Consider the following 24,092-nt stretch of genomic DNA (forward strand, 5'->3'; position numbering starts at 1 on the left):
TCCCTGTAAAAGGGAGATTTTTTGATTATTAAGGATATTGCCGCCGTTAACAATATAATTCCTGAATCCACTGCCATTCTTGGGCTAATCCTTCGGCTAAAGAAACTTGGGGATTATAACCTAGAATAGTACGGGCTTTGGTGACATCGGCGGCGGTGTGACGGGCATCTCCTCGGGCGAGTCCTTGATGCGATCGCTCGATCGGTTTACCGATGACTTTTTCCATAGTATCCAAGACATCCAGCAAAACCACGCGACTACCACCACCAATATTAAACACCTCCCCCACCGCTTCCGGCACTACGGCAGCGGCTAAATTAGCGGCTACAGCATCGCTAATAAAGGTAAAATCGCGGGTTTGTTTGCCATCCCCGTAGATGCCGATGGCTTTATCTGCGATCGCTGATTGAAAAAACTTATGGAAAGCCATATCGGGACGTTGCCGCGGTCCATAAACGGTGAAATAACGCAAGGCAGTGACGGGAACGTTAAAATTCTGGTGATATAGCCAACAGAGTCTTTCTGCCGCTAATTTGGTGATGCCGTAGGGTGAAACTGGTTGGGGACAAAGGGTTTCGGGAGTCGGCATCGTTTCCGCATTGCCATACACCGAGGAAGTGGAAGCAAAAACCATCCGTTGTAAAGACGGGGTTTCCTTAGCGGCCTCAAGAATAATTTGAGTAGCATTTATATTCCTTTCGGTATATTGACGAAATCCATCACCCCAGCTTGCTCTGACTCCTGCTTGGGCTGCCTGATGGAATAATACTTCTACTCCTTGCAACAGTTGTCGCCAGTCGAGGGCTTGTATATCCGCTTCGATTAACTTAAATTCGGGATATTTGGCTAGAATATGGGCATTTTTGCGCTTTAAACTGGGGTCGTAATAATCGTTAAATTGATCGATCCCGATCACCTGATCTCCTTGTTCTAAAAGCTTTTCTGCCAAGTTAGAACCGATAAAACCCGCGACACCAGTAACAATATGAGTAGCCATTTAATCCTAGTCGTTGATATTTTGTATCGATTGTAAGCTAAGACGCATTTAAGTAGGGTTTGCGGCAAAAAGTTTTTCGTGGGGGCAGGGTGTGGGGTGTGGGGTGTAGGGTTTTACCCATTTTCAGACGGTCAATTACCTAATTTTCAGGGAAAAAGTCCAGGAATTTTCGCCCCGATCCCTCCAATGGCTGGCACTTTTTGAGGTCAAAAAAGTCTAAAAGTCTTATCCAACAAGGTTTTTAGATTTATTCAGCCAACCCTAGATCGATGTCTATTTTAGCAGTTGCGGCGATCGCTTGCCACTGTGCTTGGGTGATGGGATAACCTCGTTGAAAAGGATTATTGGATCGAAGTTTGCAAAAACTGCGACACGCCTTATATGCTACAATTCACAAGCTGGGGCGAGAGAAACTTTATCATTAGGTAAATAATAGTCGTCCTTTTGGTTCAGGAATGATTCGTTCTAGTTGTTTTGCAGTTTCAATCCATTCTTGAATAACAAGTTCAGCATTTTGTACAGCTTCTTGATAGGTTTCTCCATCTGCCATACATCCTGCTAATTCTGGAACTTCAACAATAAAAGCTTGATCTTCCTCACTCCAATAAATAATTAATTCATAGCGAATTTTCATCTTTCCCTCCTAATTTATATTTTAAAATGAGATTACGAATTTGTTTGACTTGATAAGTCTTTGCTTTTCCTTGTTTGGGTTGTAGATTTAAAATTTCTTCAATTCCTTCTTGAATAAAAATATGATGACTTCCTCGTATTCTCTCATCAAAGCCAAGTTTTCTCAGCAGTTGACAAAGCTGCTCAAACTTTTTCTCGTTTCGCCGCTGCCAGCATTAAATCCCAGGTTTTTTGATTGGCAATTTGGCTATAGGTAGGGTAACTAATGCCATTCAGTCCCAAAGCTTGCAAAGCTTCAATGCCTCCCCGTCTCCACGGTAAAATAGGCAATGCTCACCCTAGTCATGCAAGGCGTAAAATTTCCCAGATTTTCGGATATTCTCGCTAACTACTTTTGTAGGTCTTCATTGGCCCGAAAAATCGCTTCTTGACCATCACTAGAGGACACAAAACCCATAAAAGCTTTAACCGCTTCACTAGCAGGTTCTTTGTAAACGTAGTAAAGGGTACGCTGCCAGGGATAATTAGGTTCACTGGGTAAAATTCCCTCAATAGCGATCGCCCTGACGGTTTTTTGGTTGGCAATTTGGTTATAGGTTGCGTAACTAATGCCATTCAGTCCCAAAACTCGCAAAATTGGGGTGGTAGCATCCCTGTCCATCATTTTAAAATTAGTTCCTGTACCAAATTCCCCCCCTTGCAGCACTTCCTCACGAAAACTTTGATAAGTGCCACTAATAGGGGGACGATTAATCACTTGAATAGTAGCTGCAGAACCGCCCACCTCCGACCAAGAGGTGATTTTTCCGGTAAAAATATCTTTAACCTGGGTAGTGGTTAACCCCCCCGCAAAGGGATTTTTTACCCCCACTACAACAGCGATCGCATCTCGAACGATCGGACTAGAAGCCAATCCCTGAGAGCGTTCCGACTCGGTTAAAGGTCGTGACACCGCCGCAATATCGATCGCCCCCCGGGCCACTTCCTCTAATCCCCTATCAGATCCTTGAGCATTTGTCAAGACCTCTACCCCCTGAAATTTGGCCGTTAAAGCGGCTTTTAAGGCTTGATTAATCTGTACCATACTGGTGGAGCCGTTAATGCGAATTGTCGTGCCACTGGGGATAGAAGTCGGTGGGGCAAAACTAACCACTCCTTGGGGTGAGGGGGGAGGGGGTAGGGGAGAGGAGGTGCTTCCCGATGTTGGGGATTTTTGCGGACTTTTACTGCTGCCACAGAGAAAAAATTCTTGACCTGCGGCACATTGACTTTGCAGCCAGAAGTAACCCCCACCTAAAATGCTCGCAGTGGCTAAAAGAGCGATTATTAAAGCAGTTGTTTCGTTTTTTTGAGACATACCCATCATTTGCTGACATTAGGGGGTCGATCGCCTGGACACCGGTGATCAATGGAAGTTTCGATGATATTATCTTAGTGCATGGAAATCCACTCTTAATTTAGGACTGTATATCATGACCCACGCACCTATATCCCCAGTCGTACTGGTTATCCTTGATGGTTGGGGTTATCGCCCGCAAAGGTCGGATAATGCGATCGCAATGGCGAAAACCCCGATTATGGATAGTCTCTGGGAAGTTTATCCCCACACCTTAATCCGCACCTCCGCTAAGGATGTGGGACTACCGGAAGGACAGATGGGTAACTCGGAAGTTGGCCACCTAAATATCGGGGCGGGGCGAGTCGTACCACAGGAGTTAGTACGGATTTCCGATGCGATCGAAGATGGTTCGATTCAACAAAATCAAGCTTTATTAAAACTCTGCGCCGAGATTCGCCCTAAAAAAAGCAAATTACACCTGATTGGTTTATGTTCCGAAGGGGGAGTCCATTCCCATCTCGATCACTTACTGGGATTATTAGACTTAGGGAAAGTGCAAGGGATTAGCGATGTCTGCATTCATGTCATCACCGATGGTCGCGATACCAACGTCACCGACGGAATGCCAGCCATTAAACGGATTCAAGAACATATTAATAAAATCAATCTCGGTCGCCTGGTGACTCTCAGTGGCCGTTATTATGCCATGGATCGGGATCGCCGTTGGGATCGGGTGGAAAAAGCCTATAACGTGATGACCAGTGATCAAGGTATCGACGGGCGATCGATTACTGAAGTATTACAGGCATTTTATGATCAAAATATTACCGATGAATTTATTCCCCCCACCAGAATTGCACCAGGGGCGATCGAAGCGGGCGATGGGGTGATATTCTATAATTTCCGTCCCGATCGAGCTAGACAGTTATGTTATGCCCTGACTATGCCCGATTTTGAAGATTTCGATCGAGATTTAATTTCTCCCCTCAGTTTTGTCACTTTTACCCAATACGATCCGAAATTACCGGTAGATGTGGCTTTTGCTCCCCAGAATTTAAATAATATTTTAGGACAGGTGATCGCTCAACAGGGATTAAAACAGTTTCGTTGTGCAGAAACCGAAAAATATCCCCACGTCACCTACTTTTTTAATGGGGGGTTAGAAAAACCCTTTGAGGGAGAAGTGCGCGAATTAATTCCTAGTCCAAAAGTCGCCACCTATGACCAAGCTCCGGCCATGTCGGCAGCCGCGGTGACAGCAGCGGTCTGTGGGGCGATCGAACAGGGGATCTATAGTCTCGTGGTAGTCAATTACGCTAACCCCGATATGGTGGGTCATACGGGCATTTTAGACGCGGCCATGAAAGCAGTGGAAACGGTGGATCTATGCTTGGCTAAGTTGTTAAGTAGCGTCAATAAATTGGGGGGAACAGTGTTAATCACTGCGGACCACGGTAACGCAGAAACGATGGTGGATGAGTCGGGTAATCCTTGGACCGCCCACACGACTAATCCCGTTCCTTTAATTTTAATTGAAGGGGAAGGGAGAAAAATACCCGGCCACGGTGGCGATGTGCAGCTGCGGGATGATGGTCGTTTAGCCGATATTGCCCCCACTATCCTGGAAATTCTCTCTATTCCCGTCCCAGTAGAAATGACCGGGCGATCGCTGATTAAACCAGCCGAAGTGGAAATTAAAGCCAGTCGCACTCCCGTCCGCATCTCGCTTTAACAGTGATCAGTAATCAGTAATCAGTAATCAGTAATCAGTGGAAATAATTAAAAAATTGGCTAATTAGGGTTTGCGGCAAAAAGTACGGGCGAAGCATTCGGATAGAAAATCTCCGGTTTCACCGATAGGTTATTGCCCGAATGCTTCGCCCCTACAGGACGCGGGCCGATGAAGACGCAAGGTTTGGAAGCACGATTCTCTCAAAATCTTGCACCTGTTTCGCGAAACAAGACCCTAAAACCCTTACCTCGTCTATATTTCACCATTATTCAGCAAGCCCTAATTAGCAGAAAAATGACCAATAAAAACTGCTCTCTTGTAGTTATGCTGATCAGCAAATCTTATCGAAGAAAGGGCGTAGGGCATCTTTGAATGTAAGATAATGGACATTTTTCAGCCAATTTCCGAGAGAGCCATAAAAATTTAAAACTTACATCTGATAACTGATAACTGATAACTGATAACTGATGATAACTGCTATACTTTGTAATGGAAAATAGAGAGTAATGATCATGACAGTGGTGCTGGTAGTACAGATTATTTGGGCGCTGGCGGCGGCCTTTCTGGCGATTTTGGTGTTATTACACAGTCCCAAAGGGGATGGTATTGGCGGTATTGGCGGCCAATCACAGATTTTTACCAGCGCAAAAACGGCGGAAAAAACCTTAAATCAGGTGACTTGGGCGTTGGGGACGGTATTTATCACCCTAACTATTGTACTGAGCGCCGGCTGGTTAAATCGCTAAATGCTAAGAGGTCGGTTCTCTTTTCTAGGACTCGCAGCCTTGGCGAGTCTTTTGCTGTTTTCCTATTCTCTGATTGCCGACAGTCGATCGCTACCGGAGTTAAAAACCCATCCTTTACCCGCTAATTTAGCCCAATGGCAAGAGCAAAACCAGTCCGGGGATTATTTTGATGCTGTGGAAATCAGCCCCGTGGGGGCGTTGATTTGGTCGCAATTTCCCGTGAAGATTTATCTTCAGAGCGATCGCAGTTCTTGGCTGAGTTTAGTACAACAGGCGATCGCTGAATGGGGGCAGTATTTGCCGATGGAGTTGGTAAATCGGGCAGAATTGGCCGATATCCTCATTAAACGAGAGTTACCGCCGTCAGGAGTTCGTTTTAATCCCGAAACCGGTAAGTTAGAACTGCCCCGGGTGCGTTCTGCCGTAACACAATACGAGATTTTTGTCAAGGAAAATCGCTTAACTCATCGGATGAGTATCCAGATTAGTCCTAATTTAGCCGATCGGTCGGCCTTAGCGGCAGCGCGGCACGAATTAGGTCACGCTTTGGGAATTTGGGGTCATAGTCCCCTGGAGACGGATGTGATGTATTTCGCTCAAACTAGAGATATTGCCCCGATTTCTAGCCGGGATATTAACACTTTAAAAAAGGTTTATCAGCAGCCAACTAAGTTAGGTTGGCAGATGGATCAGCTAGGGTATCTAATGCCTGAATAGGTAAATATTGCTCTTCAGTCGGTTCTGCTATTAAAAAGTATAAGTTATGGATATACTTAGTATAACTGACTAAGATCCAGAAGATTAACCATCGCTTAAACCTCTATTTCCTCTAGCCATGTTTTAATCGCACTGATTAACTTGGGTTGTTGGGGAGGGGTGTTGCTGACTCAAGCTATGAATGCCAACTGTGCATCCTATCCAAAAGTTAGTTTAGCTCTAGGTTTTAAAAACCCCACACAAGAAGATTCCTATTGCAAATCAGCAACCCCAATCTTTGCCACCCTCGACAACTAAGCCAATACTAGAAACATATTGTACGGGTTTGCCTAACATTAAGGGATCTATTTCTCCCCAATCGTAAGGTTCATAATCTTCTAAACGAGATAGTTCGCTATCTAACCAATCATCTCTAGGCGCTGTTTTTTCCGAGGGATTGGGCTGTTTCAAGGAGTCTAAGGGTTTAGTCATGGGGAAAAAATGTCCTATACACAAACATTTTACCCATTATTGACCAACTCTTTAGTTCATCTACACCTCTATTTCCTCTAGCCATGTCTGAATCGCGCTGATTAAGTTGGATTGTTGGGGAGGGAAGGTGAAAAAGTTGGTAGGGAAACTGACAGAGAATCGTTACCAATTTTCTCAATTCCTGAGATATATTTAATGAATGAAGTTCGATGTAAAGATTAAATCTCTGTTTCTATTGGTATGTTAGTGGGTGTATCTTGACTGATTAAAATTAAATTAGATACAGGGGTGTAAATATCACACTCAATTTCTGGTACTCGAATCGTTACAATTAATGTATAGCGAACAGGTTGATCATGGCGTTCCTCTTGTATTTGTTCTTTCCACCATCCACCAACAGGATAAACGCCTATCATTCCTCTACTTGCTAAATCGACGGCCGTTCCTGTCCATATATCAGAATGAAGTGAACCTTGACTCCTTAAATGAGGACCCAAAAACCAGTTATCTTCCTCTTTAATGCCAGAAATATTTTTTTCTTCTTCTCTGGTAGCTTTATTAATTCTATGTTGAAATTGTTGATTGGTCTCTAAAGGTTTTTTTACTTGAAATCTGAGTCCATAAGAGGCATAATGGTGTTTTCTTTTATAACCTCGCTCCCCTGGATTAGGTTCTATAAAATACGATAAAGTTACTCTCAGTTCTACCTTGGCTTCTCCTAATTGTTCTAGCTTTTCTTTTGGCCAGGGTAAGCTATGAAGATTCATTTTGTCTGTTTTAATGACACTACCATCTTTTTTAAAAGGTGTCAATTGATCTTCAATAACCATTGTTAAGTCACTATTTGAACTTTTTAAAGCTCTGTCTAAATCAGGAACACCATATCCATAGCGACGAATCAAAGTTTTTTTATGTTGCTGCTTCAGTTTCTTTGGAAAATTAAAATTAGCTTTCATAGCTATAGTCCATTCGGCTGAATGAACAATTAAAGCGCGTATTGTTTCTGGCCAATATTTGGGATGTTCTGAAAGAATTCGAGCTGCCATATAACTAGCGAGTGCAGTTGCACAACTGGTATCTGACATGGATTCAAAGAATCTTTTATCGGGACGATAATAAGTAGTCAAGAGAGATAAATCGTCAATTATCTGTGCAGGATTTTCCCCATCTGAGGCATAATTTCCTCCTTCACAAACAATATCAGGACGAATTGGCCATTGATTTTCCCAAGAAACAGAAGTACGACTTGTAGGAGATAAATCACCCCAAGGAGCGATAGGTTGCCAACCTTGAAAGTTGGGATGACTGATATTAACTTTTTCAGTATAAGCTCCCACAACAAGAGCATTCCAAGCTTGTGCTGGGTTTTCAATTGTTGCCACATCATTGCGGGTTAAATAATCAGATAAAGATATTTCTTCTCTGATATTTCCTGCTGAAATAATGATTAATCGTTTAAAATTATATTCACCAAAAGATAGTTGATCTATTGCGGCTGACCATGAGGAGGGAGTTCCATAATTTGGTGATGGATGCTCGCTAGTTACAGCCATACAGAAAATACGTTTTCGCTTGTGATTTTGTATTTCTGGGAGAGACACTGCTTGCTCTGTAATTGCGCCATAAAGTTCAGGATCATTTTGTCCGACAGAAGGGAGAATTTTAACTGATTCTAAACGGTGAATAAGCGTTATATATCCTTGTGTTTGTAAAGCCTCATATAAATCAGAATATAGAATTAGTCCTGCCATTTGAGTACCATGTCCATGATGATCATGGTCTTCCCAATTAGGATCACAAGTATGTAAGTCACTAATATCAAGACCTTTCCCAATAAGTTTATGTCTCCAATTAACGCCTGTATCAAGAAGACAGACAGCAACAGCATCATCTTGAGGAGGTAAAGTTCGATTCCATAAATCCTCTACCCATTGTTCCTGTTCGAGTGATCTCATATTAAGAAAAAAGGAAGGCGTCTCTTTAGCAATTCTTAATTCTTTAACCGTATCAGAATTTTGAAGAACTTGCTCGATTTTTTCTACATTAGCCATAGCTAAAGTAACAGTTCTTTCGGGAAAATGTAAATGTATATGAGATTTAGTCATAATATCGAGTCTTTTAGCAATGGTTTGGAAGTCTTCAAGTTGTCCACGACGTAACCATACTTCCCACCAAATTGCTTGTCCATTCTGAGGAAATAAAGCAGGATCATCAGTAAATAATGATTGAACTGTACCAATTTCAACGTTTTCTAGTCGGGTTATTAGGGGTGCATTTTTTGGGTTTCCTTTTGTTGTTTCTTCATCACGATATTGTTTTACTTTTTTCTCAAAAAATTCTATCGCTGACTCTGGTACAAAAACCGTAGCTTTAACTGTGTCTTCTTGGTCAGAAGAAGGCTTAACAGCAACTAATTCAATTTTTTTGCGTTTATCTCCTAAATTTTCAAAAGCATTAGCATCATCTTTTGTTACCTGAAATTCTAAATAGAATCCGGGTTGTCCGACGGCAATTTCCGATAAACGGGATTCTAATTGTTGACGAGCTTTCGTAATCGCTTCACCAATAGCAAGTTCTAATTTTGCAGCGTGTTCTATTCTGTTCCGATCGAGTGGTGGTAGAGAATTAACTGAGCGCGGTGAAGTATAATTGACGCTTTCACGAAATTTATCGTTATTCCGTAGATACAAGTGAGGAAGACGGCGAGAACGTTGCGACATTATGGGATTAGGTTTTATTCATTGAAGTTCAGATCCTTACGTTCCATAATAGCTGAAATCAGAGAATCTTCGCTCACCTTCTGACTATTTGACAAAACAGCTTGCTTGGCTGCGTCATCTGTCGCTCTGACAATTTCAGCTTGAGCGAGTCCATTGGCTTGATTAAGAATGTTTGACCAATCTTTCCAGTCAATTTCAAAAGAAATAAGACGAGATTCAATCAATTCACGAATAATTGCGACATCAGGAAGCTGATATTCAATTACATCATCAAAACGCCTAAAAAGAGCTTTGTCTAGTAACTGAGGATGATTAGTTGCTGCCAAAATCAAACTATCCCCTTGCTCTTGTTCTAAAAACATCAAAAAAGAATTGAGAATGCGACGAATTTCTCCCACGTCGTTAGAATTATGACGTTGAGTCCCAATCGCATCAAATTCATCAAAAAAATAGACCCCTTTTGTTATTGTCATCGCCTCAAAAATCAGTTTTAAACGACTAGCCGTTTCTCCCATATACTTGCCCATTAGACTATCGTATAAAGTCGTAAACAAAGGTAATTTAAGCTCTCCTGCTAAAGCTTCAGCCGTCATTGTTTTACCAGAACCCGGTGGACCTACTAACAACAGCTTTCGACGAGGCGTAAGATTATGTTCTCTGAGTCTTTTTCCTTGTCTTTGTTCAGTTAATACTCGTTTAAGTCTAAATTCAAGGTCAGAGGTTAAAATCATATCCGATAATCGAGTATCGGGATATCTGACCGAAACCAGATTGGCTAAATCTCCTTTTGGTTGTACTAAAGGAATTGGATCAGATTTTTTTTCAATAACCGATTTACTAGCCTTTGCTTGGTCAATTAATTCGCGAATTTCTTGGGCTAACTTACCATGTCCTTGTCTTGCTTCGTGTGCAGCCATCTGTAGGGCAGCAGAATAAAATTGCTGCTCTTCTCCTTCTACATGACTTTTTAGAAGTGCTAGGATATGGCGAGCGGTGGACATGATACCTCGTTAAGTTAAACTCCCCATCATACTCAATGATTTTAACTGTGACAGGCACTATATAAAGAATGATTTCCCGGCTCTTCTGGTTTCTGTGTGTAAACGAGGTCTATACTGATAGTTTCTTCTTTCAAAATAGTCCTAAAAGTCTTGCCCAGTAAGCATTTAACCTTACATAAGCAAAAATTATCACACAAAGTCGAGAAGAGCCATTTCCCTTTTGGACTAATTTTGATCGGTATAGTTAAATTGTACTAAATAAATTGTCCTATTGGCTAGGAGAAACCCGTATTTAATCGTTCCCTTGCTTTCGTGGTTATTCGATAATTTTACCGCTTCTCCCTAAAAATTACCGTCCCGCTCGCTAAACTGCCAAATTGATAAGATCCTTTGACCTTTCGCCGCCTTATTGAGCAAAACTAGGTATAAACACTTTCTTAAGAATTAACCTATGTCACAATAGATGAAGATAAACCAAATAGTGTGAAGTTGTAAACTAGGTATTACTGAATGGAACCGCTTTATCAGTACGCGTGGCTAGTTCCCGTCCTACCCTTGGTAGGCGCTACCCTAGTCGGTGCGGGCTTAATTTCCTTTAATGAAGTCACCAATCGTCTGCGACAGGTGAATGCTGTATTAATCATTTCTACCCTCGGTGCGTCGATGGTGCTGTCTTTTGCGCTGCTGTGGAGTCAAATCAATGGACACGCTCCCTACAACCAAATGATCGATTGGGCATCGGCGGGTAACTTTCACCTGAAAATGGGTTATACGATCGATCACCTCAGTGCTTTAATGTCGGTTATCGTCACCACCGTGGCCTTTTTGGTGATGATTTATACCGATGGTTACATGGCCCACGACCCCGGTTATGTGCGTTTTTACGCCTATCTGAGCATTTTTAGCAGTTCTATGCTCGGTTTGGTCATCAGTCCCAACCTCGTCCAGATCTACGTTTTCTGGGAATTGGTGGGGATGTGTTCCTATCTGCTAGTAGGTTTCTGGTTCACTCGTCCGGCGGCCGCCGAGGCCTGTCAAAAAGCCTTCGTTACCAACCGCGTCGGCGATTTTGGCTTATTACTGGGAATGCTGGGTCTTTTCTGGGCCACCGGTAGCTTCGAGTTTGATATCATGGGTGAACGTCTAGAGGAATTAGTCTCTTCTGGAGCCATTGCCGGCAGTTTAGCGGCATTATTCGCCGTTTTAGTCTTCCTTGGACCCGTGGCCAAATCAGCCCAATTTCCCCTTCATGTCTGGCTACCGGATGCCATGGAAGGTCCGACCCCGATTTCGGCCCTGATTCACGCCGCCACCATGGTGGCCGCCGGAGTTTTCCTCATTGCTCGGATGTATCCCGTTTTTGAGCCAATTCCCACGGCGATGACGGTAATTGCTTGGACGGGGGCCTTTACCGCCTTCCTAGGGGCAAGTATCGCCCTCACCCAGAATGATATCAAAAAGGGTTTAGCCTATTCCACCATCTCCCAATTGGGTTACATGGTTATGGCTATGGGTATCGGTGCTTATAGTGCGGGGTTATTCCACCTGATGACCCACGCTTATTTTAAAGCGATGTTGTTCCTCGGTTCCGGTTCGGTCATCCACGGTATGGAGGATGTGGTCGGTCATGAGCCGGTTTTAGCGCAAGATATGCGGATGATGGGCGGTTTACGCAAGTATATGCCCATTACTGCCCTAACTTTCCTGGTGGGAACTCTGGCCATCTGTGGGATTCCTCCCTTCGCTGGTTTCTGGTCGAAGGATGAAATTCTCGGTTTAGCTTTTGAGGCGAACCCGTCCTTATGGTTAATCGGTTGGGCCACTGCGGGTTTAACAGCTTTTTATATGTTCCGGATGTACTTTAACACCTTTGAAGGGGAGTTTAGAGGTACTAATAAGGAGATTAAACGCCGACTGTTAGCCAATGCGGGTGCGATTCCCGCTTTTGGACCGGGGGCAATGAATGTTAAGCAATTAGACTCGGAAGCACAGGAAGAAGACAACCACGGCCATCATGCCCATGAACCCCACGAATCGCCAATTACGATGACTTTACCTCTAATGATTTTAGCGGTTCCTTCTTTGTTAATCGGTTTGGTGGGTAAACCTTGGCAGAATTTCTTCGAGGGTTTTATTCATGTTCCTAACGAAGTGGTGGAAGAAGTTCATGCTTTTGATTGGACAGAGTTTCTGATTATGGCGGGTAATTCGGTGGGGATTGCTTTAATCGGGATTACTGTCGCTTCTTTGATGTATCTCCAGAAGAAAATTGACCCCGCAACTATTGCCGAAAAATTCCCCGTTTTGTATCGTTTTTCCCTGAACAAATGGTACATTGATAATCTGTATGATCGAGTTTTCGTCCAGGGTTGTCGTCGTCTCGCGCGGCAAATTATGGAAGTGGATTATCGCGTTATCGATGGGGCAGTGAATTTAACTGGTTTAGCTACTCTTGTCAGTGGTGAAGGTCTCAAATACCTCGAAAATGGTCGCGCCCAATTCTACGCTTTAATTGTCTTTGCCGCAGTTTTGGGTTTGGTAATTGTCTATAGTCTGGTGTAAATTATCATCCGTTGACTAAAGATTTTTAGGGGCGCAAAGCCCCTTTTTTTAGCTTTAAGTCCCCCTTTTTAAGAGAGATTTAGGGGGAGCAAACTTTTTCAGCCAACCCTATTTAGGGGCTGCTGAAAAAGCTTTTCTGGGGGCAGGGTGTGGGGTGTGGGGTGTGGGGTTTTACCGATTTTGAGGTAGTCAGTTACCTAATTTTCAGGGAAAAAGTCCCTGAATTTTCCCCCCGATCCCCGCAATGGCTGACACTTTTTGAGGGGAAAAAAGTCCAAAAGTCTTATCCAACAAGGTTTTTAGATTTATTCAGCAGACCCTATTTAAACCGCTTATACTAAATCCGTTGAGTATAGGCTACTTATAGAGGAGAGGCACTCATGCAACAGGCAAGAGGCAAAAGGGGGAATAAATAATCAGTTTTTAATAACCAGATTTAGTATCAGTTCCTCTGAACTTAGATGTTCGGCTAAGTCAGCTTTCTTGGGCATTTTATCTCCTTGTCTTTACTCGTTTTATTATAACAGGATTTGGTATTAGAAGACAAAACAGGATAGACTTTTCTCTAGTCCGATCGATTTTGGGGACAATGAAGAATTTATTGGCGATTTTTAGCAAGGAATTAAGCTCTTGGTTTCGGCGCTGTTGGTTAGCGGTACTATTAACCGGCAGGGTTTTTTACTTCCTATTCACGCGCAAACCCGATTGGCGCGTCACCCAAGAACAAATGGTGGCAGCTGGGCCTGCTTCCCTGATTATCGCCATGATCACGGCTGCGGTGATCGGGATGATCTTTACCATTCAAGTGGCGCGGGAGTTCCAAGCCTTGGGCGCTGGCAGTATGGTGGGGGGAATTTTGGCCCTTGCTCTCGGTCGGGAACTCTGTCCGATTATGATGGCGATCGTGGTAGCCGGTCGGGTAGGATCGGCTTTTGCGGCGGAAATCGGTACCATGAAGGTGACAGAGCAGATCGACGCACTCTATATGCTCAAAACCGATCCCGTGGAATATCTGGTGCTGCCCCGTTTAATTGCCTGTTGTCTGATGGTTCCCGCTTTGAGTGTTATGGCGTTGCTGATCGGTTTAGGTAGCGGTTTGCTAGTCGGCCAAAGTTTATACGGGATTGCCAATTCAGTTTTTCTCGACTCGGTTCGCGGTTTTCTGGGTGTGGGAGATGTGCTGAGTGGACCGGTTAAAGGGTTGGTTTTTGGGGCTTTAATTGCGATTATCGGCTGTAATTGGGGTTTAACGACCGATGGCGGTGCTAAAGGAGTCGGCCAAGCTACGACCGCGGCCGTAGTCACTATGCTCTTAGCGATTTTTGTATCTAATCTGCTGATGACTTGGATCTTGTTCCAAGGATCTGGCAATAGTTCGGTTTTGTTTGGACAGTAATTTCAGTTAAAAACTGTCATTTTCTCGCCATTGTTCTAATACTAAATCCAGTTATTAAAGACTGATTATTTATTCCTCCTTTTGCCTCTTGCCCCCGCCCCCCCGATGTCGTAGGGTTGATTCATGAATCAACCCTACCCCTACCCCCACGAAAAACTTTTTGCCGCAGACCACTAGGTAGGGTTGGCTGAATAAATCTAAAAACCTTGTTGGGTAAGACTTTTAGACTTTTTTTCCCTCAAAAAGTGCCAACCATTGGAGTGATCGGGGGTAAAATTCCGGGACTTTTTCCCTGAAAATTAGGTAACTGACCCCCTCAAAATCCCTAAAACCCCACACCCCACACCCCACACCCCACACCCTACCCCCACGAAAAACTTTTTGCCGCAAACCCTAGCTAACTTAACAATACCCAGTTCACCAAAACTACCCCTGCACCACCTGTTTAAGGGTGGTAAAGGTTTCTAGGTTGATTAACCCCCGGCGCTGGCCTTTTTGGTTGGAAATGCCCAAAAACACCGATTCTCCCTGTTTGGGATTGCGATCGAATCGGGGTGAAGAATTGATATAAACTAAAGCACTATCGGACTCCATGGCGAATTGACGACTTTCTCGATAGGATTCGGTGACAATACAATCCGCGTGACCGCTACTATACTTATTAATCCAAGCGATCGCATCAGTGAGGGTATCCACTAACCTAAAGGCCACCGTTTTTTCTAAATAGGGTCTTTGCCAATCATTATCGGTAGCAATGGTTAAATGTTCGGGAAAATCCGCCGCTAATCGGTTATCTCCCCGCAATTTAAAGCCTTTTTCCTGCAAACTTTTAAACAAACGACTTAAAGTTGAAGAATTGTGATGGGGACTAATTAAAACTTTTTCGATCGCGTTAACCGGATCGGGTATGCTGCCATGACTATCGATAATTACCTGACGAGCTAACTCCAAATCGCCACTAGGAGACCAATACAAATAACAGTTTCCCATGGCCGCACGCAAAACGGGAACCGTGGCCAATTGACTCACCCGACCGATTAAACTAGGGCGACCGTAGGGAATAATCAAATTAACATAATTTTCCTGCGTCAGCAACTCCTCTAGGGAGGGACTAGAATCGCAGGGTAAACCACTCACACAATCCACGGGTAAACCCACATCTTCCAAAGCTTCTTGGATAATTTCCGTAATCACTCCATCGGAATGACTAGAGGCATTGGAACCGCGAATAATCAAACTATTGCCACTTTTTAGGGAAAATCCCGCCGCTACCATCGCTAATTCGGGAAAACCTTCATAGACTAAGGCAATCACTCCTAAAGGCATCCTTTGGCAATAGGTTTGGGACGGATTAAGTTGATAGGCCGCGTTAATTACCTGTTGCAGCGGATCCGATGCTTCCGCTAGTTGTTGCAATACCTCCACCGTCGTCTCTAAACGTTCGGGAGTTAACCGTAACCAGCGAATCATTTGTTCTGAGACGGCCATCTCTCGACTGACTTCTAAATCGAGGGTATTGGCTTCTAAAATGCGATCAAAGCCAGTTTTAATGGCATTAGCGATCGCGATTACCCCGCGATTTCTTTCGTTGCCATTGAATTGACCTAGATCCAGAAAAGCATTGTATGCTTGCTTAAAGATCGTCGGGGGGGTTTTGGGGGAACTTTCGATCATAGATTCTTGTCTAGCGTCGATAGGCTAACCAAAAGATGAATGCGGGCAAAATAACTAATAGCATAACTAGAATTGCCCCAAAAATCACGCTTACCCCCGGCGGTGATTTTAAAATTAAGGGTAGCCAGACGATCGATAATAACAGAATTATCCCCACCATCAGGGGTAATACCTCTTGTCCAAAGCGCCGATTCGTACTCACCCAACGAAATCCCGTCCAGCGCCAACTGCGTTTATAGGGATAGTGGGGGGCTAATTGTTCGATAATTTGACCGTTTTCCTGTAGCACAAATATCTGTTGACAGCGATCACAGCCAAAGGCATCGGTCAATAAAATCGGGCACAATGTCCCTTTCCGACGACAGGGACAAGGATAGTCTTGGTGTTGGTCGATTTTGGTATATTTATGCGGTCGCACAAGCTAAATTTTTGTTTATCAACGTTTGTTTTTAGTTGCTCGTGGTCAATGGCTAAGGTATTCAACGGTTGCCCAAAATCCTCAACCCTATTGCTCACGGGTAATTCCCATCTTAAGGTATATCCCTAAATTATTCATCCTGACCTTAAGGTATATTTCAAGATTTTATGAACTACTCCAATCCGCTACGCGCTCGATTGGAGTTTCTGACGATTCTTCGTCCCTAGATGCCTCATACTTCCGCACAAGGTAGCGCTAGACGACTCTGCATCTAAAGAGGCTCGTTCCAAGCCCCTAGCATAATTGAGCATAACTTGTGCAGCAGCTACATCTCGATCACAAGAATAGCCACATTTCTCACAGCGATGAACTCTTTCGGCTAAAGATTTCTTCTTTTGATGACCACAATTAGGACAAGTTTGGGAGGGTTTAATTTTTTGGGTAGGAACCTCAACATAAAAACCCCCAGCTTCCGTGACTTTTTCTTTAATCAAGGATTTTAAATTACCTATCCCTACATCAAGAATAGACCTGTTTAACCCTGATTTTTGTCTTTTTCTACTGCCCTTAGATTTTTGGGTCATCCCTTTAAGGTTTAATTTCTCCGTAGCAATGAGGCTATTACAGCGAACTATCTCTACTGCTACTTGAGGATGCCAATTTTGTCTTTGTCTAGCTACCTTGCTGTGAATTTTCCCAACTGCCCTAGCCAATTTTCTAGCTCTTCTAGATGCTTTAACTCCCTTTTTGGGGTTGCGCTTGCGTCTAGATTTTTTGGCAATCTTTTTAATCTTTTCCTGAGCAGATTTAAGAAGTCTGGGATTCTCGATTCCATGGCCATTACTATCAGCTATGGCGTGCAAAACTCCAAAGTCTAAATCGATGGCTCCCCTATCGGTTTGTTGTCGAGTAGGAGTACATTCGACTGTGATTGAGGCGTACCATTTTCCCTGTTTGAACATAATTATACAGGTCTTGGGGATTCCCCAATCTCTTGCTTTTCCTCGGATTTTAATCTTATCTAAGTTAGACAGAGTTAAAAAACCATGATGACCAGAAGAATCAATTGACCAACCAGCACCATCAGGATAAGTCCAACCTCGATAATTTCTAGATGCCTTAAACTTAGGATAACCTGATTTAAGTTTAAAGAATCTCTGAAAAGCAAAATCTACTCGTTTAACAGTGGGTTGCAGTGCATGGCTACCAATTTCTTTATATTCTCGCCAACATTTCTTCAACTCTGGTAAGCAATTTTGTTGGTCAAAATAGTTAAGGTTTTTACCAAACTTTTTCGACTCGGTTTTGCGATGATAAACACAAGCATTATAAAGAGAGCAGTGTAGCTTTTGACCGTAATGAAGCTTGTTATTTTGTGTTTGGTTTGGATCAAGACAAAAAGTAATTCTCTTGATAGCCATAACTGATCGACCTAGGAAAGTTATACTTTTAGTATAGCCTACAGATATAGGTTGTCAATATGAAACCCAGAAAAGGCTCTCATAGTGTTTTTAGCGTGCGGTTACACTTTGTTTTTGTCACTCATTATCGTAGAAAAGTTCTGAGAGGGGGACAAGCGAGCTAGAAGGTAGATAGGGCAAGCGATATAGCTCTTTGTCCTTTGATGTAATCCTTCAACCGATAGCGGCTAATTTGCATTAGCTCTTCTATATTTTTTGGGAACATTTGATGTAGCTATGGAGGGCTGTTTTAGTCCCTTTAGGAATTCTAGATGTGAGGGGAGAACGCCTGTCTATTTAGGGTCTGCTGAAAAAGTTTTTCGTGGGGGTAGGGTGTGGGGTGTAGGGTGTAGGGTGTAGGGTTTTACCGATTTTCAGGTGGTCAACTAAGTAGGGAGGCACAATTATTTGTAGGATGGGTTAGCGGTAGCGTAACATAATCGGGCGTTGGGTTTCATGCTTCAACCCAACCTACGTTCATCTTATATTTAATTCCACCCACCTACTTATCGCCGTTTCTAAACTAAAGCCTGACTGCAAATAATGATGGGAATTGGTTGCTCCTCACCTTGCAAGCGGCGGCGATCTAACCAGTCCCGCATCTCATGTTGGCTGTATAATTTCTTCAGTTCGCTAAACAAAGCTTCTCCTGTCAGGCTACGGCGCTTAATCAGGTTTAACTCGCGCTTGAGTACAGTGGTAATCGGTTGGCGAAAGGCCTGTTCTAATAGGTTAACCTGCTTACGGATTTCTTCATCCTGAGTGGTTTTAAACAGCAGTCCTAGTTCTCGCAGGACGTAGCGCTGTGCTTGAGTCAGAGAACGGCTGTACTCCCGTTCCGATTGGCGGTGTTGGACTTCCTGAGCAAATTTAACCTTGACTTGCATGACTGCTTGGTTGTAATTTTTGGGCAGCGGCAGTGCTGCTTCTTCTGGGTTGGTTTTGAGCATTCCTAAAATGCGGGCAGTATCTTTTGATCTGATCTCTCCCTGTTCATCGAGCCAGTATAATTGCTGGTAGCCCTTCCAATCTTTGCGGTTCGGATAAGAAGCTTCACAGAAGACAATTATGCCCTTATTCAGAGAAAAGCGAGCCGTTCGGATGCCGTGAGGCAGGTTAGTTATCCGTTCGTATTCAGCCGGATTTTCTCGCTGGAGTTGTCTGAGAATTTCTTCCGCTTCATTGAGGTCGAGAAATTCTCCCTCATCTTCAAACAAACTTAATTGATGACTACCACTTTTTTCATAAATCGCATACATAGCCTCTTCGTTAAGCTGTTCTGTGGGGTCAAGAATTGCCGCATCCTCACCGATGGTTTCATGAATTTCTTGAATGCGGTTTTTGAGTTTTTGTCGTAATCCTAGATTCCGCTCTAATCCCGTCTCTGGGAGAAAATTAAAGCCGTAAACCACATCATTCTCGCTGCCAATCCGATCAATCCGACCAAACCTTTGAATAAGTCGGACGGGATTCCAATGCAGGTCATAATTAATAATCAGGTTGCCATCTTGTAGGTTTAAACCCTCGGCTAAAACATCGGTAGCAATTAAAGTTTTGATTTCCGACTCTCCCGGGGTCAATTTATAGTATTTGTTGGCTTTGGGGGCAAATCTTCCCACTACCCGCGCCTTATCTTTATCGCCACTGTAGATGACTTCTAGATCGTCTCGATCGCCGTTAGGATTGAGGTTTTGATATAAGTAAGAGGCGGTATCAGCATACTGAGTAAAGATGAGGCACTTGCTATCCTGCAGCGGAGGTTTATTCAACCAATTTTTGAGAGTTTGTAATTTAGCATCTTTGTCTGGAGTAATTGGCTCAACTAAGTGCAAAATTTTCTCTAGCAATTGGATGTCATGTTCGAGGTGTTTCTGCAATATTGTGGCATCAAAATCAGCTAGATCATACTTCCCAGATGCCTGACGCAAAGCATCGATAATATCTTGTTCTTCCCCATTGTTTGGTTCATAGAGAATTGCCTGAGCTTCTTCTCCGGCGGGGATAATTCCTTGGCGTAAAGCTTCTCGAAAGCGTTGATGGACTTGCAGTAATTTCTTAACAGTTTGTTGGAAGGCATAAACGCTAGATTCAAAGCGTTTGAATAGCAGAACTCGCATCATTCCTCTTAAATTTGCTCCCCCAGTTTGTAAACTGAGTAATGGTTCTTGTTTGCGCTTATTTGGTAATACATAATTCCCCAAACCATAACGAGCATAGCAAAGTTCATTTTTACGAGGTTTGGCTGGTTGCTGTTGGCGAGATTTCCCTAAATATTGGCGCAGTTCTTGGTAAAGTCCTTGATAGGTATCTTCAATACTATATTCAATGGTTTGTAGTTCTCTTTTGGGAAAAAACTGATGCTTACCACCCACAATAACGTAAGCGCGTTGATTTCCGTTTAAATAATCCTTGAAATTGTCTGCATCTACGGGTTTATGAGTCTTGGCATCAAAGCCGTACCAGCGTAAAATGTGGTTGCGAGTGCGCCGGATCAAGATATTAGATAACAAGTCAGGTAACTGTTTTTCTCCTTTCTCTACTAATCTAAAATACTCTTTTAGATCGGGCGGATCTATGGGTAAATCTGTCTTATCATCTTGATGAAAAAGCTTAATCTGATGATAAATATCCCAAGCACTTTTATTGCGAGGAGTTGCTGTCAGGAAACAGCATTGTCTCCCAGCTGCTAAAAAGGCTTCGACGATTTTATATCTTTGGGTTGCGGCATTCCGGAGGTTATGACTTTCATCAATTAAGATAAAATCTCGATCTTTGTATTTAAAATCTTCTAATAAAACTCTGATGCCACTGGTTTCATCTTCCCGCAGCAATCCCATCGATAAAACGCGGGCGTTAAGTTGATAAATTTCGTTGTAGCGTTCCCACATTTCCACCAGTGGCGCTGGACAAATAATGAGGGGGCGGGCTTTTTCCACTTGTTCAAAGCGTTTGACAATGGCAGCACCAATAAAGCTTTTTCCTAGTCCTACCACATCGGAAACGAAACAACCTCCATACTCGCGGATGAGTTTAACAGCTTGGTTAACTGCTACTTTTTGAAAGTCTGCTAGTTTCTCGGTAATTTCGTTATCTATCATCATTTCGCTGGCAGTTTCTTCTGTCAATCGATCGCGCACGAGCATATAGAGAGTTTTCATATAGATGTCGTAGGGACGTACTGGCATCATCGCCCAAGACTGTTGTAAAGACTGCATCAGTGTTTCATCAAATTCTGTTGCTTCCTGCCAAAGTTGATTGAACCATTCTGTTAAACTGGCATGATTTTCATTACCGTGAACGATAACATTAAGTTCGGTATTGTGGGAAATTCCTGATAAAGTAAGGTTAGAAGAACCAACGATAGCAAGGCCTTTTTCTTGACGTTCCAAAGGTTGTCCCTGCTGGTTATAAATTGTCCCGTAGTCGAAGATATAGGCTTTAGCATGGAGTCGCCCTTTAGTATAAACTCGCACCTGAAGGCGTTTTTCTTCAATCATAAGAACCAGATTTTTTACTAAGGTTTCTGCTTGATCTGTTTGGTCCATTAGTTCGACGCTGGAACGAATATTGTCGGCGGTTTCTGTTGCCATCTGCTTGCGTTCTGTCCGTTTGGGGTATTCTTGTGCTTCCAGATGGTCTTTAATTAGTTCTAAGCGGCGGTAGCCTTCTGCTAATTGTTCGATGGTTTCCCTGTTGCTGGTGTTGCCAATCAGGAGGCGCATTTGTGGGATGGTGGCGAGACGAGGTGCGATCGCAGTAAAGCCGGAGAGGAAGAAGTAACCGACGGCAAAATGAGCGGCTTCTGAAGAGTGAAGAATTTGGTTGATGTTATCGACTAATTTTTGCTGGCGATTGTCGATGATGTCGTGGGTAGGCATAGTTCGATATCCATAAGATAATTGTTATATCAATAATGTTTTTTAAGAAAATTTACCCTATATTTACAGCTAAATTTTTAGGTTCTAAGGGAGAATGATGTAATAACATTAGTTGATTTTCTTGTAAGGTTTCGATAGCATAAGCACGTCCTGATGTGTCGCTAAATTCTACTTCAAAAACTGTGGGTTCATAAACTTCTACAATTGTTCCGACTTGTCCGCAATATAATCCTAATTGGGGTAAGTCTTCTAATAAGGCAACTACATCTAAGAGTTTCATTTGATTATCTCCTTAAAGTACATAAGTAGGTAGGCGTTAAAAGTTGTCAGATGCCCCCCTTATTAAGGGGGGATTAAAGGGGGACTAAGGGGGGATCGGCACCCCCCTTATCAAGGGGGGCAGGGGGATCGAACCTAAAATACATTTTTAATTTAATTAAAACCAGCTGCATAACAAGTCACTAAGCGGGGAAAGTTTTCGTCATTTCTGATGATCCAAACACTGTGAATAATGGCGGTTTTGTTTTGATGAGTCAGGGGAAAATCAATAACATACTTTTGTCGATAGTGCATGGCGCTCTCGGTCAATTTCATAAAATATATCATCGAGTTCTGGTTGATTTTTCCAGACTCCGATTGAGGTTTCAATTTGTTCCCATGATACTTTTTTAGGAATTAAATTATCAGGGATTTCCAGAGAAATTTTTACGCCATTAGGAAGAGATAAATCCTCTAATAGCTCGATAGTATTGCCTTTGATAATTCCTTGTATTTTCATAGTATTTTAGGATAAAGCTTGCTCAACTAAGACGGCAGTTTCACGATCTAGAATAGAGAGAGTTTCTTGAATTAAATTGACTTCACGAGCTTCAAAAAGGACTTCGCCACACTGTTCGCACACCCAAGCAGGGACAGCATCCCAAGAAAGATGGTATCCGTTGCGATCAATGGCAAAGGGAGCAGTTCCCCGTTTCATTTGTCCCTTGCAGCAGAGGCATTCCATTCTAACGTCTCCTTCTAAAATTAGATGACCACTTTGATGGATCGGGAAGGTAGGCAGTAATAATCGCCAAATATTCGTCTTTGGGAGCACAGACGACATGAATCGGTCTGCTATTTTCTCCAAATCCTAATATTAAACAACTTTGTCCCCTCACATCTTCAGGATAGCTTTCTATCAGTTCACCTGTCATGACAACAGTTTCGATCTCGGTTGTTGTCATCATGCGATCGCCTCGTGACATCTGCCCAATAGTATGGGGAAGAAACAGAAGTCTTTTGGCTGCTGCTTCTCGTACTTGTTCGAGTATCTTGTCAGAAGTCACTTCAACTGGTTAAGCTCTATATTTGCTGTGGTTTTGGGGCAATGGAGACTAAATCTAAGGAAATTTCATTTGTGAGGGGGTGGTTGCTTGTGTCATGGGTTAATTCTCTTGGGGGTTTTAATAATTATATCTCAATCAGGAATAATTAAATCAATTATTTCTCTCCGAGATTATTAAATCTGTCATTTTTTTGCTGGACTTTTAAGGTATTTTTTATTATAAGATAGATCACCTATTCCACTTTCCACACACCTCACTAAATCTTTAGCTGATTCATAAGCAGAAATCGGTTCTTCTTCTTCAGTAATTTCTGTCTTCTGTGCCTTAAATTGCAAGAATTCAATAAAATCTATTACTGATTGCTGTTGTTGTGGGGTGAGGGTTTGTAGTTTTTCTGAAGCATTAGTCACACCACCGATAACTGGATTCTCTCCTAGTTCCCAGATGGGAGCTTCTGAAAATGCTTCTGACTTTTAAATCTATTTGATTTTCAGCTTGCTCTAGGTTTAAAAGTTCATGCTTTAATACTAAAGCAACAAATTCGTCAAAGCTGTTTGCTTTTCCTGATTGAATTATTTTTTTAGTTTCTTGAATTAATTCTATTGGTAATTCTAATGTTTTATAATTTGTTTTCCCATTTTATTTGTACTACTAATTAATGGCATATTCTGTGAATTTTCGTTTAAATGGAGAGTGAAATCCGATGACAATATCTGTTTTAGGAATTCCTAGTTCAACTAACTGTTCAGCTACTGAAATTTCTGTGTTGTTCTGTTGAATATAAACTTTGTTGTTAATAATATCTAAATGTAAAAGACATCCATAAATCCAATGATTATTATGCCAACCAACTTGTACTAATAAATAATGTTTTCTCAGATCGTCAAAGATTATTTCTAGGGAAATTTCACTAGACTGCTGAATTTTAGCTTGTTCTTCAATTAGGGATTTAACTAATTCACTGTAGTTGATTGCCATTCTACGATCTCCTCTCTGTGATATCCCTAGCTGGCATATCCTTAT

The 24,092-nt window shown here is 42.6% G+C and carries 25 protein-coding genes and 1 pseudogene; 7 read left to right on the forward strand and 19 right to left on the reverse strand.

The genetic code is table 11. The features are described from left to right. Positions 1-46 precede the first annotated feature (46 nt). The 5 genes from VL20_RS24985 to VL20_RS24995 all read right to left on the reverse strand — a co-directional run bounded on the left by VL20_RS24985 (position 47) and on the right by VL20_RS24995 (position 2,996). Positions 47-997, reverse strand: a complete 951-nt coding sequence (locus VL20_RS24985) for an NAD-dependent epimerase/dehydratase family protein (RefSeq protein WP_002761306.1) — start codon at positions 995-997, stop codon at positions 47-49. Between the two features lie 421 nt (positions 998-1,418). Next, complete coding sequence (locus VL20_RS24990; protein WP_002765615.1) at positions 1,419-1,631, reverse strand: type II toxin-antitoxin system HicB family antitoxin; 213 nt, start codon at positions 1,629-1,631, stop codon at positions 1,419-1,421. Next, on the reverse strand, positions 1,615-1,800 hold the full coding sequence (locus VL20_RS30550; protein ID WP_071590332.1) for a type II toxin-antitoxin system HicA family toxin: 186 nt from the start codon (positions 1,798-1,800) through the stop codon (positions 1,615-1,617). The genes VL20_RS24990 and VL20_RS30550 overlap by 17 nt, the downstream gene beginning before the upstream one ends. A 13-nt stretch (positions 1,801-1,813) precedes the next feature. Further along, positions 1,814-1,960, reverse strand: coding sequence for a hypothetical protein (locus VL20_RS31970; protein ID WP_167341571.1), 147 nt, complete (start codon positions 1,958-1,960; stop codon positions 1,814-1,816). A gap of 58 nt (positions 1,961-2,018) precedes the next feature. Further along, complete coding sequence (locus VL20_RS24995; RefSeq protein ID WP_128575309.1) at positions 2,019-2,996, reverse strand: phosphate ABC transporter substrate-binding protein; 978 nt, start codon at positions 2,994-2,996, stop codon at positions 2,019-2,021. A gap of 106 nt (positions 2,997-3,102) precedes the next feature. Between VL20_RS24995 and gpmI the strand changes: the two genes are divergently transcribed. The 3 genes from gpmI (at position 3,103) to VL20_RS25010 (ending at position 6,164) form a co-directional block, all read left to right on the forward strand. Continuing rightward, a complete protein-coding gene (gene gpmI, locus VL20_RS25000) occupies positions 3,103-4,701 on the forward strand; it encodes a 2,3-bisphosphoglycerate-independent phosphoglycerate mutase (RefSeq protein ID WP_052278154.1) in 1,599 nt (532 codons plus the stop codon). A gap of 512 nt (positions 4,702-5,213) precedes the next feature. Continuing rightward, the gene (gene secG / locus VL20_RS25005; RefSeq protein WP_002736485.1) at positions 5,214-5,447 is read left to right on the forward strand and encodes a preprotein translocase subunit SecG; all 234 of its coding nucleotides are present in this window, start codon (positions 5,214-5,216) and stop codon (positions 5,445-5,447) included. Beyond that, positions 5,448-6,164, forward strand: coding sequence for a peptidase (locus tag VL20_RS25010; protein ID WP_052278155.1), 717 nt, complete (start codon positions 5,448-5,450; stop codon positions 6,162-6,164). A 261-nt stretch (positions 6,165-6,425) separates the two neighbouring features. Here the strand turns inward: VL20_RS25010 and VL20_RS25015 are convergent, their stop codons facing one another. The 3 genes from VL20_RS25015 to VL20_RS25025 form a co-directional block, all read right to left on the reverse strand. Further along, positions 6,426-6,635: a hypothetical protein gene (locus tag VL20_RS25015; RefSeq protein WP_002761322.1), complete on the reverse strand. Its 210-nt coding sequence runs from the start codon at positions 6,633-6,635 to the stop codon at positions 6,426-6,428. 218 nt (positions 6,636-6,853) lie between these two features. Further along, a complete protein-coding gene (locus tag VL20_RS25020; RefSeq protein ID WP_052278156.1) occupies positions 6,854-9,355 on the reverse strand; it encodes a S8 family peptidase in 2,502 nt (833 codons plus the stop codon). Positions 9,356-9,369: 14 nt separating this feature from the next. Beyond that, positions 9,370-10,356 (reverse strand): AAA family ATPase, encoded by a 987-nt coding sequence (locus VL20_RS25025; RefSeq protein ID WP_052278157.1) that lies wholly within the window; start codon positions 10,354-10,356, stop codon positions 9,370-9,372. A 510-nt stretch (positions 10,357-10,866) separates the two neighbouring features. On the opposite strand from VL20_RS25025, the gene VL20_RS25030 reads away from it, so the two are divergent. The 3 genes from VL20_RS25030 to VL20_RS25035 all read left to right on the forward strand — a co-directional run bounded on the left by VL20_RS25030 (position 10,867) and on the right by VL20_RS25035 (position 14,314). Further along, positions 10,867-12,918, forward strand: coding sequence for an NAD(P)H-quinone oxidoreductase subunit 5 (locus VL20_RS25030; RefSeq protein ID WP_052278158.1), 2,052 nt, complete (start codon positions 10,867-10,869; stop codon positions 12,916-12,918). A 149-nt stretch (positions 12,919-13,067) separates the two neighbouring features. Continuing rightward, positions 13,068-13,259 (forward strand): hypothetical protein, encoded by a 192-nt coding sequence (locus VL20_RS33325; RefSeq protein WP_284525914.1) that lies wholly within the window; start codon positions 13,068-13,070, stop codon positions 13,257-13,259. A 248-nt stretch (positions 13,260-13,507) separates the two neighbouring features. Then, positions 13,508-14,314: an MlaE family lipid ABC transporter permease subunit gene (locus VL20_RS25035; RefSeq protein ID WP_052278159.1), complete on the forward strand. Its 807-nt coding sequence runs from the start codon at positions 13,508-13,510 to the stop codon at positions 14,312-14,314. Positions 14,315-14,740: 426 nt separating this feature from the next. Here the strand turns inward: VL20_RS25035 and VL20_RS25040 are convergent, their stop codons facing one another. From VL20_RS25040 to VL20_RS25050, 3 genes are all read right to left on the reverse strand, one after another. Further along, on the reverse strand, positions 14,741-15,988 hold the full coding sequence (locus VL20_RS25040) for a glutamate-5-semialdehyde dehydrogenase (protein WP_002763515.1): 1,248 nt from the start codon (positions 15,986-15,988) through the stop codon (positions 14,741-14,743). A gap of 10 nt (positions 15,989-15,998) precedes the next feature. Continuing rightward, positions 15,999-16,406: a hypothetical protein gene (locus VL20_RS25045; RefSeq protein ID WP_002763516.1), complete on the reverse strand. Its 408-nt coding sequence runs from the start codon at positions 16,404-16,406 to the stop codon at positions 15,999-16,001. Between the two features lie 185 nt (positions 16,407-16,591). Next, positions 16,592-17,827: an RNA-guided endonuclease InsQ/TnpB family protein gene (locus VL20_RS25050; protein WP_052278160.1), complete on the reverse strand. Its 1,236-nt coding sequence runs from the start codon at positions 17,825-17,827 to the stop codon at positions 16,592-16,594. Between the two features lie 59 nt (positions 17,828-17,886). Between VL20_RS25050 and VL20_RS30565 the strand changes: the two are divergent. Beyond that, positions 17,887-17,970 (forward strand): annotated as a pseudogene (locus tag VL20_RS30565) (IS200/IS605 family transposase); the annotation flags it as partial. 414 nt (positions 17,971-18,384) lie between these two features. Here VL20_RS30565 and VL20_RS25055 read toward each other — a convergent pair. The 8 genes from VL20_RS25055 to VL20_RS25085 all read right to left on the reverse strand — a co-directional run bounded on the left by VL20_RS25055 (position 18,385) and on the right by VL20_RS25085 (position 24,047). Continuing rightward, entirely contained in the window at positions 18,385-21,744 is a 3,360-nt protein-coding gene (locus tag VL20_RS25055) for a helicase-related protein (RefSeq protein WP_052278161.1), read from the reverse strand. 52 nt (positions 21,745-21,796) lie between these two features. Beyond that, positions 21,797-22,024: a DUF4926 domain-containing protein gene (locus tag VL20_RS25060; RefSeq protein ID WP_002790332.1), complete on the reverse strand. Its 228-nt coding sequence runs from the start codon at positions 22,022-22,024 to the stop codon at positions 21,797-21,799. Between the two features lie 152 nt (positions 22,025-22,176). Then, entirely contained in the window at positions 22,177-22,350 is a 174-nt protein-coding gene (locus VL20_RS33945) for a DUF6883 domain-containing protein (protein WP_369800422.1), read from the reverse strand. Next, positions 22,289-22,522 carry a hypothetical protein gene (locus VL20_RS25065; protein ID WP_052278162.1) on the reverse strand — a complete coding sequence of 78 codons (234 nt, stop codon included), beginning with the start codon at positions 22,520-22,522 and terminating at the stop codon, positions 22,289-22,291. Before VL20_RS25065 ends, VL20_RS33945 begins: the two co-directional genes overlap by 62 nt. Positions 22,523-22,528: 6 nt before the next feature. Continuing rightward, complete coding sequence (locus VL20_RS25070; RefSeq protein ID WP_052278163.1) at positions 22,529-22,747, reverse strand: YgiT-type zinc finger protein; 219 nt, start codon at positions 22,745-22,747, stop codon at positions 22,529-22,531. Between the two features lies 1 nt (position 22,748). After that, complete coding sequence (locus VL20_RS25075) at positions 22,749-23,069, reverse strand: DUF4258 domain-containing protein (RefSeq protein ID WP_052278164.1); 321 nt, start codon at positions 23,067-23,069, stop codon at positions 22,749-22,751. Positions 23,070-23,251: 182 nt separating this feature from the next. Further along, the gene (locus VL20_RS25080) at positions 23,252-23,479 is read right to left on the reverse strand and encodes a hypothetical protein (RefSeq protein ID WP_284525915.1); all 228 of its coding nucleotides are present in this window, start codon (positions 23,477-23,479) and stop codon (positions 23,252-23,254) included. Between the two features lie 241 nt (positions 23,480-23,720). Further along, positions 23,721-24,047 (reverse strand): XisI protein, encoded by a 327-nt coding sequence (locus VL20_RS25085; RefSeq protein ID WP_052278166.1) that lies wholly within the window; start codon positions 24,045-24,047, stop codon positions 23,721-23,723. Positions 24,048-24,092 lie beyond the last annotated feature (45 nt).

It is taken from the genome of Microcystis panniformis FACHB-1757 (assembly GCF_001264245.1).
In the GTDB taxonomy this organism is placed as follows: domain Bacteria; phylum Cyanobacteriota; class Cyanobacteriia; order Cyanobacteriales; family Microcystaceae; genus Microcystis; species Microcystis panniformis.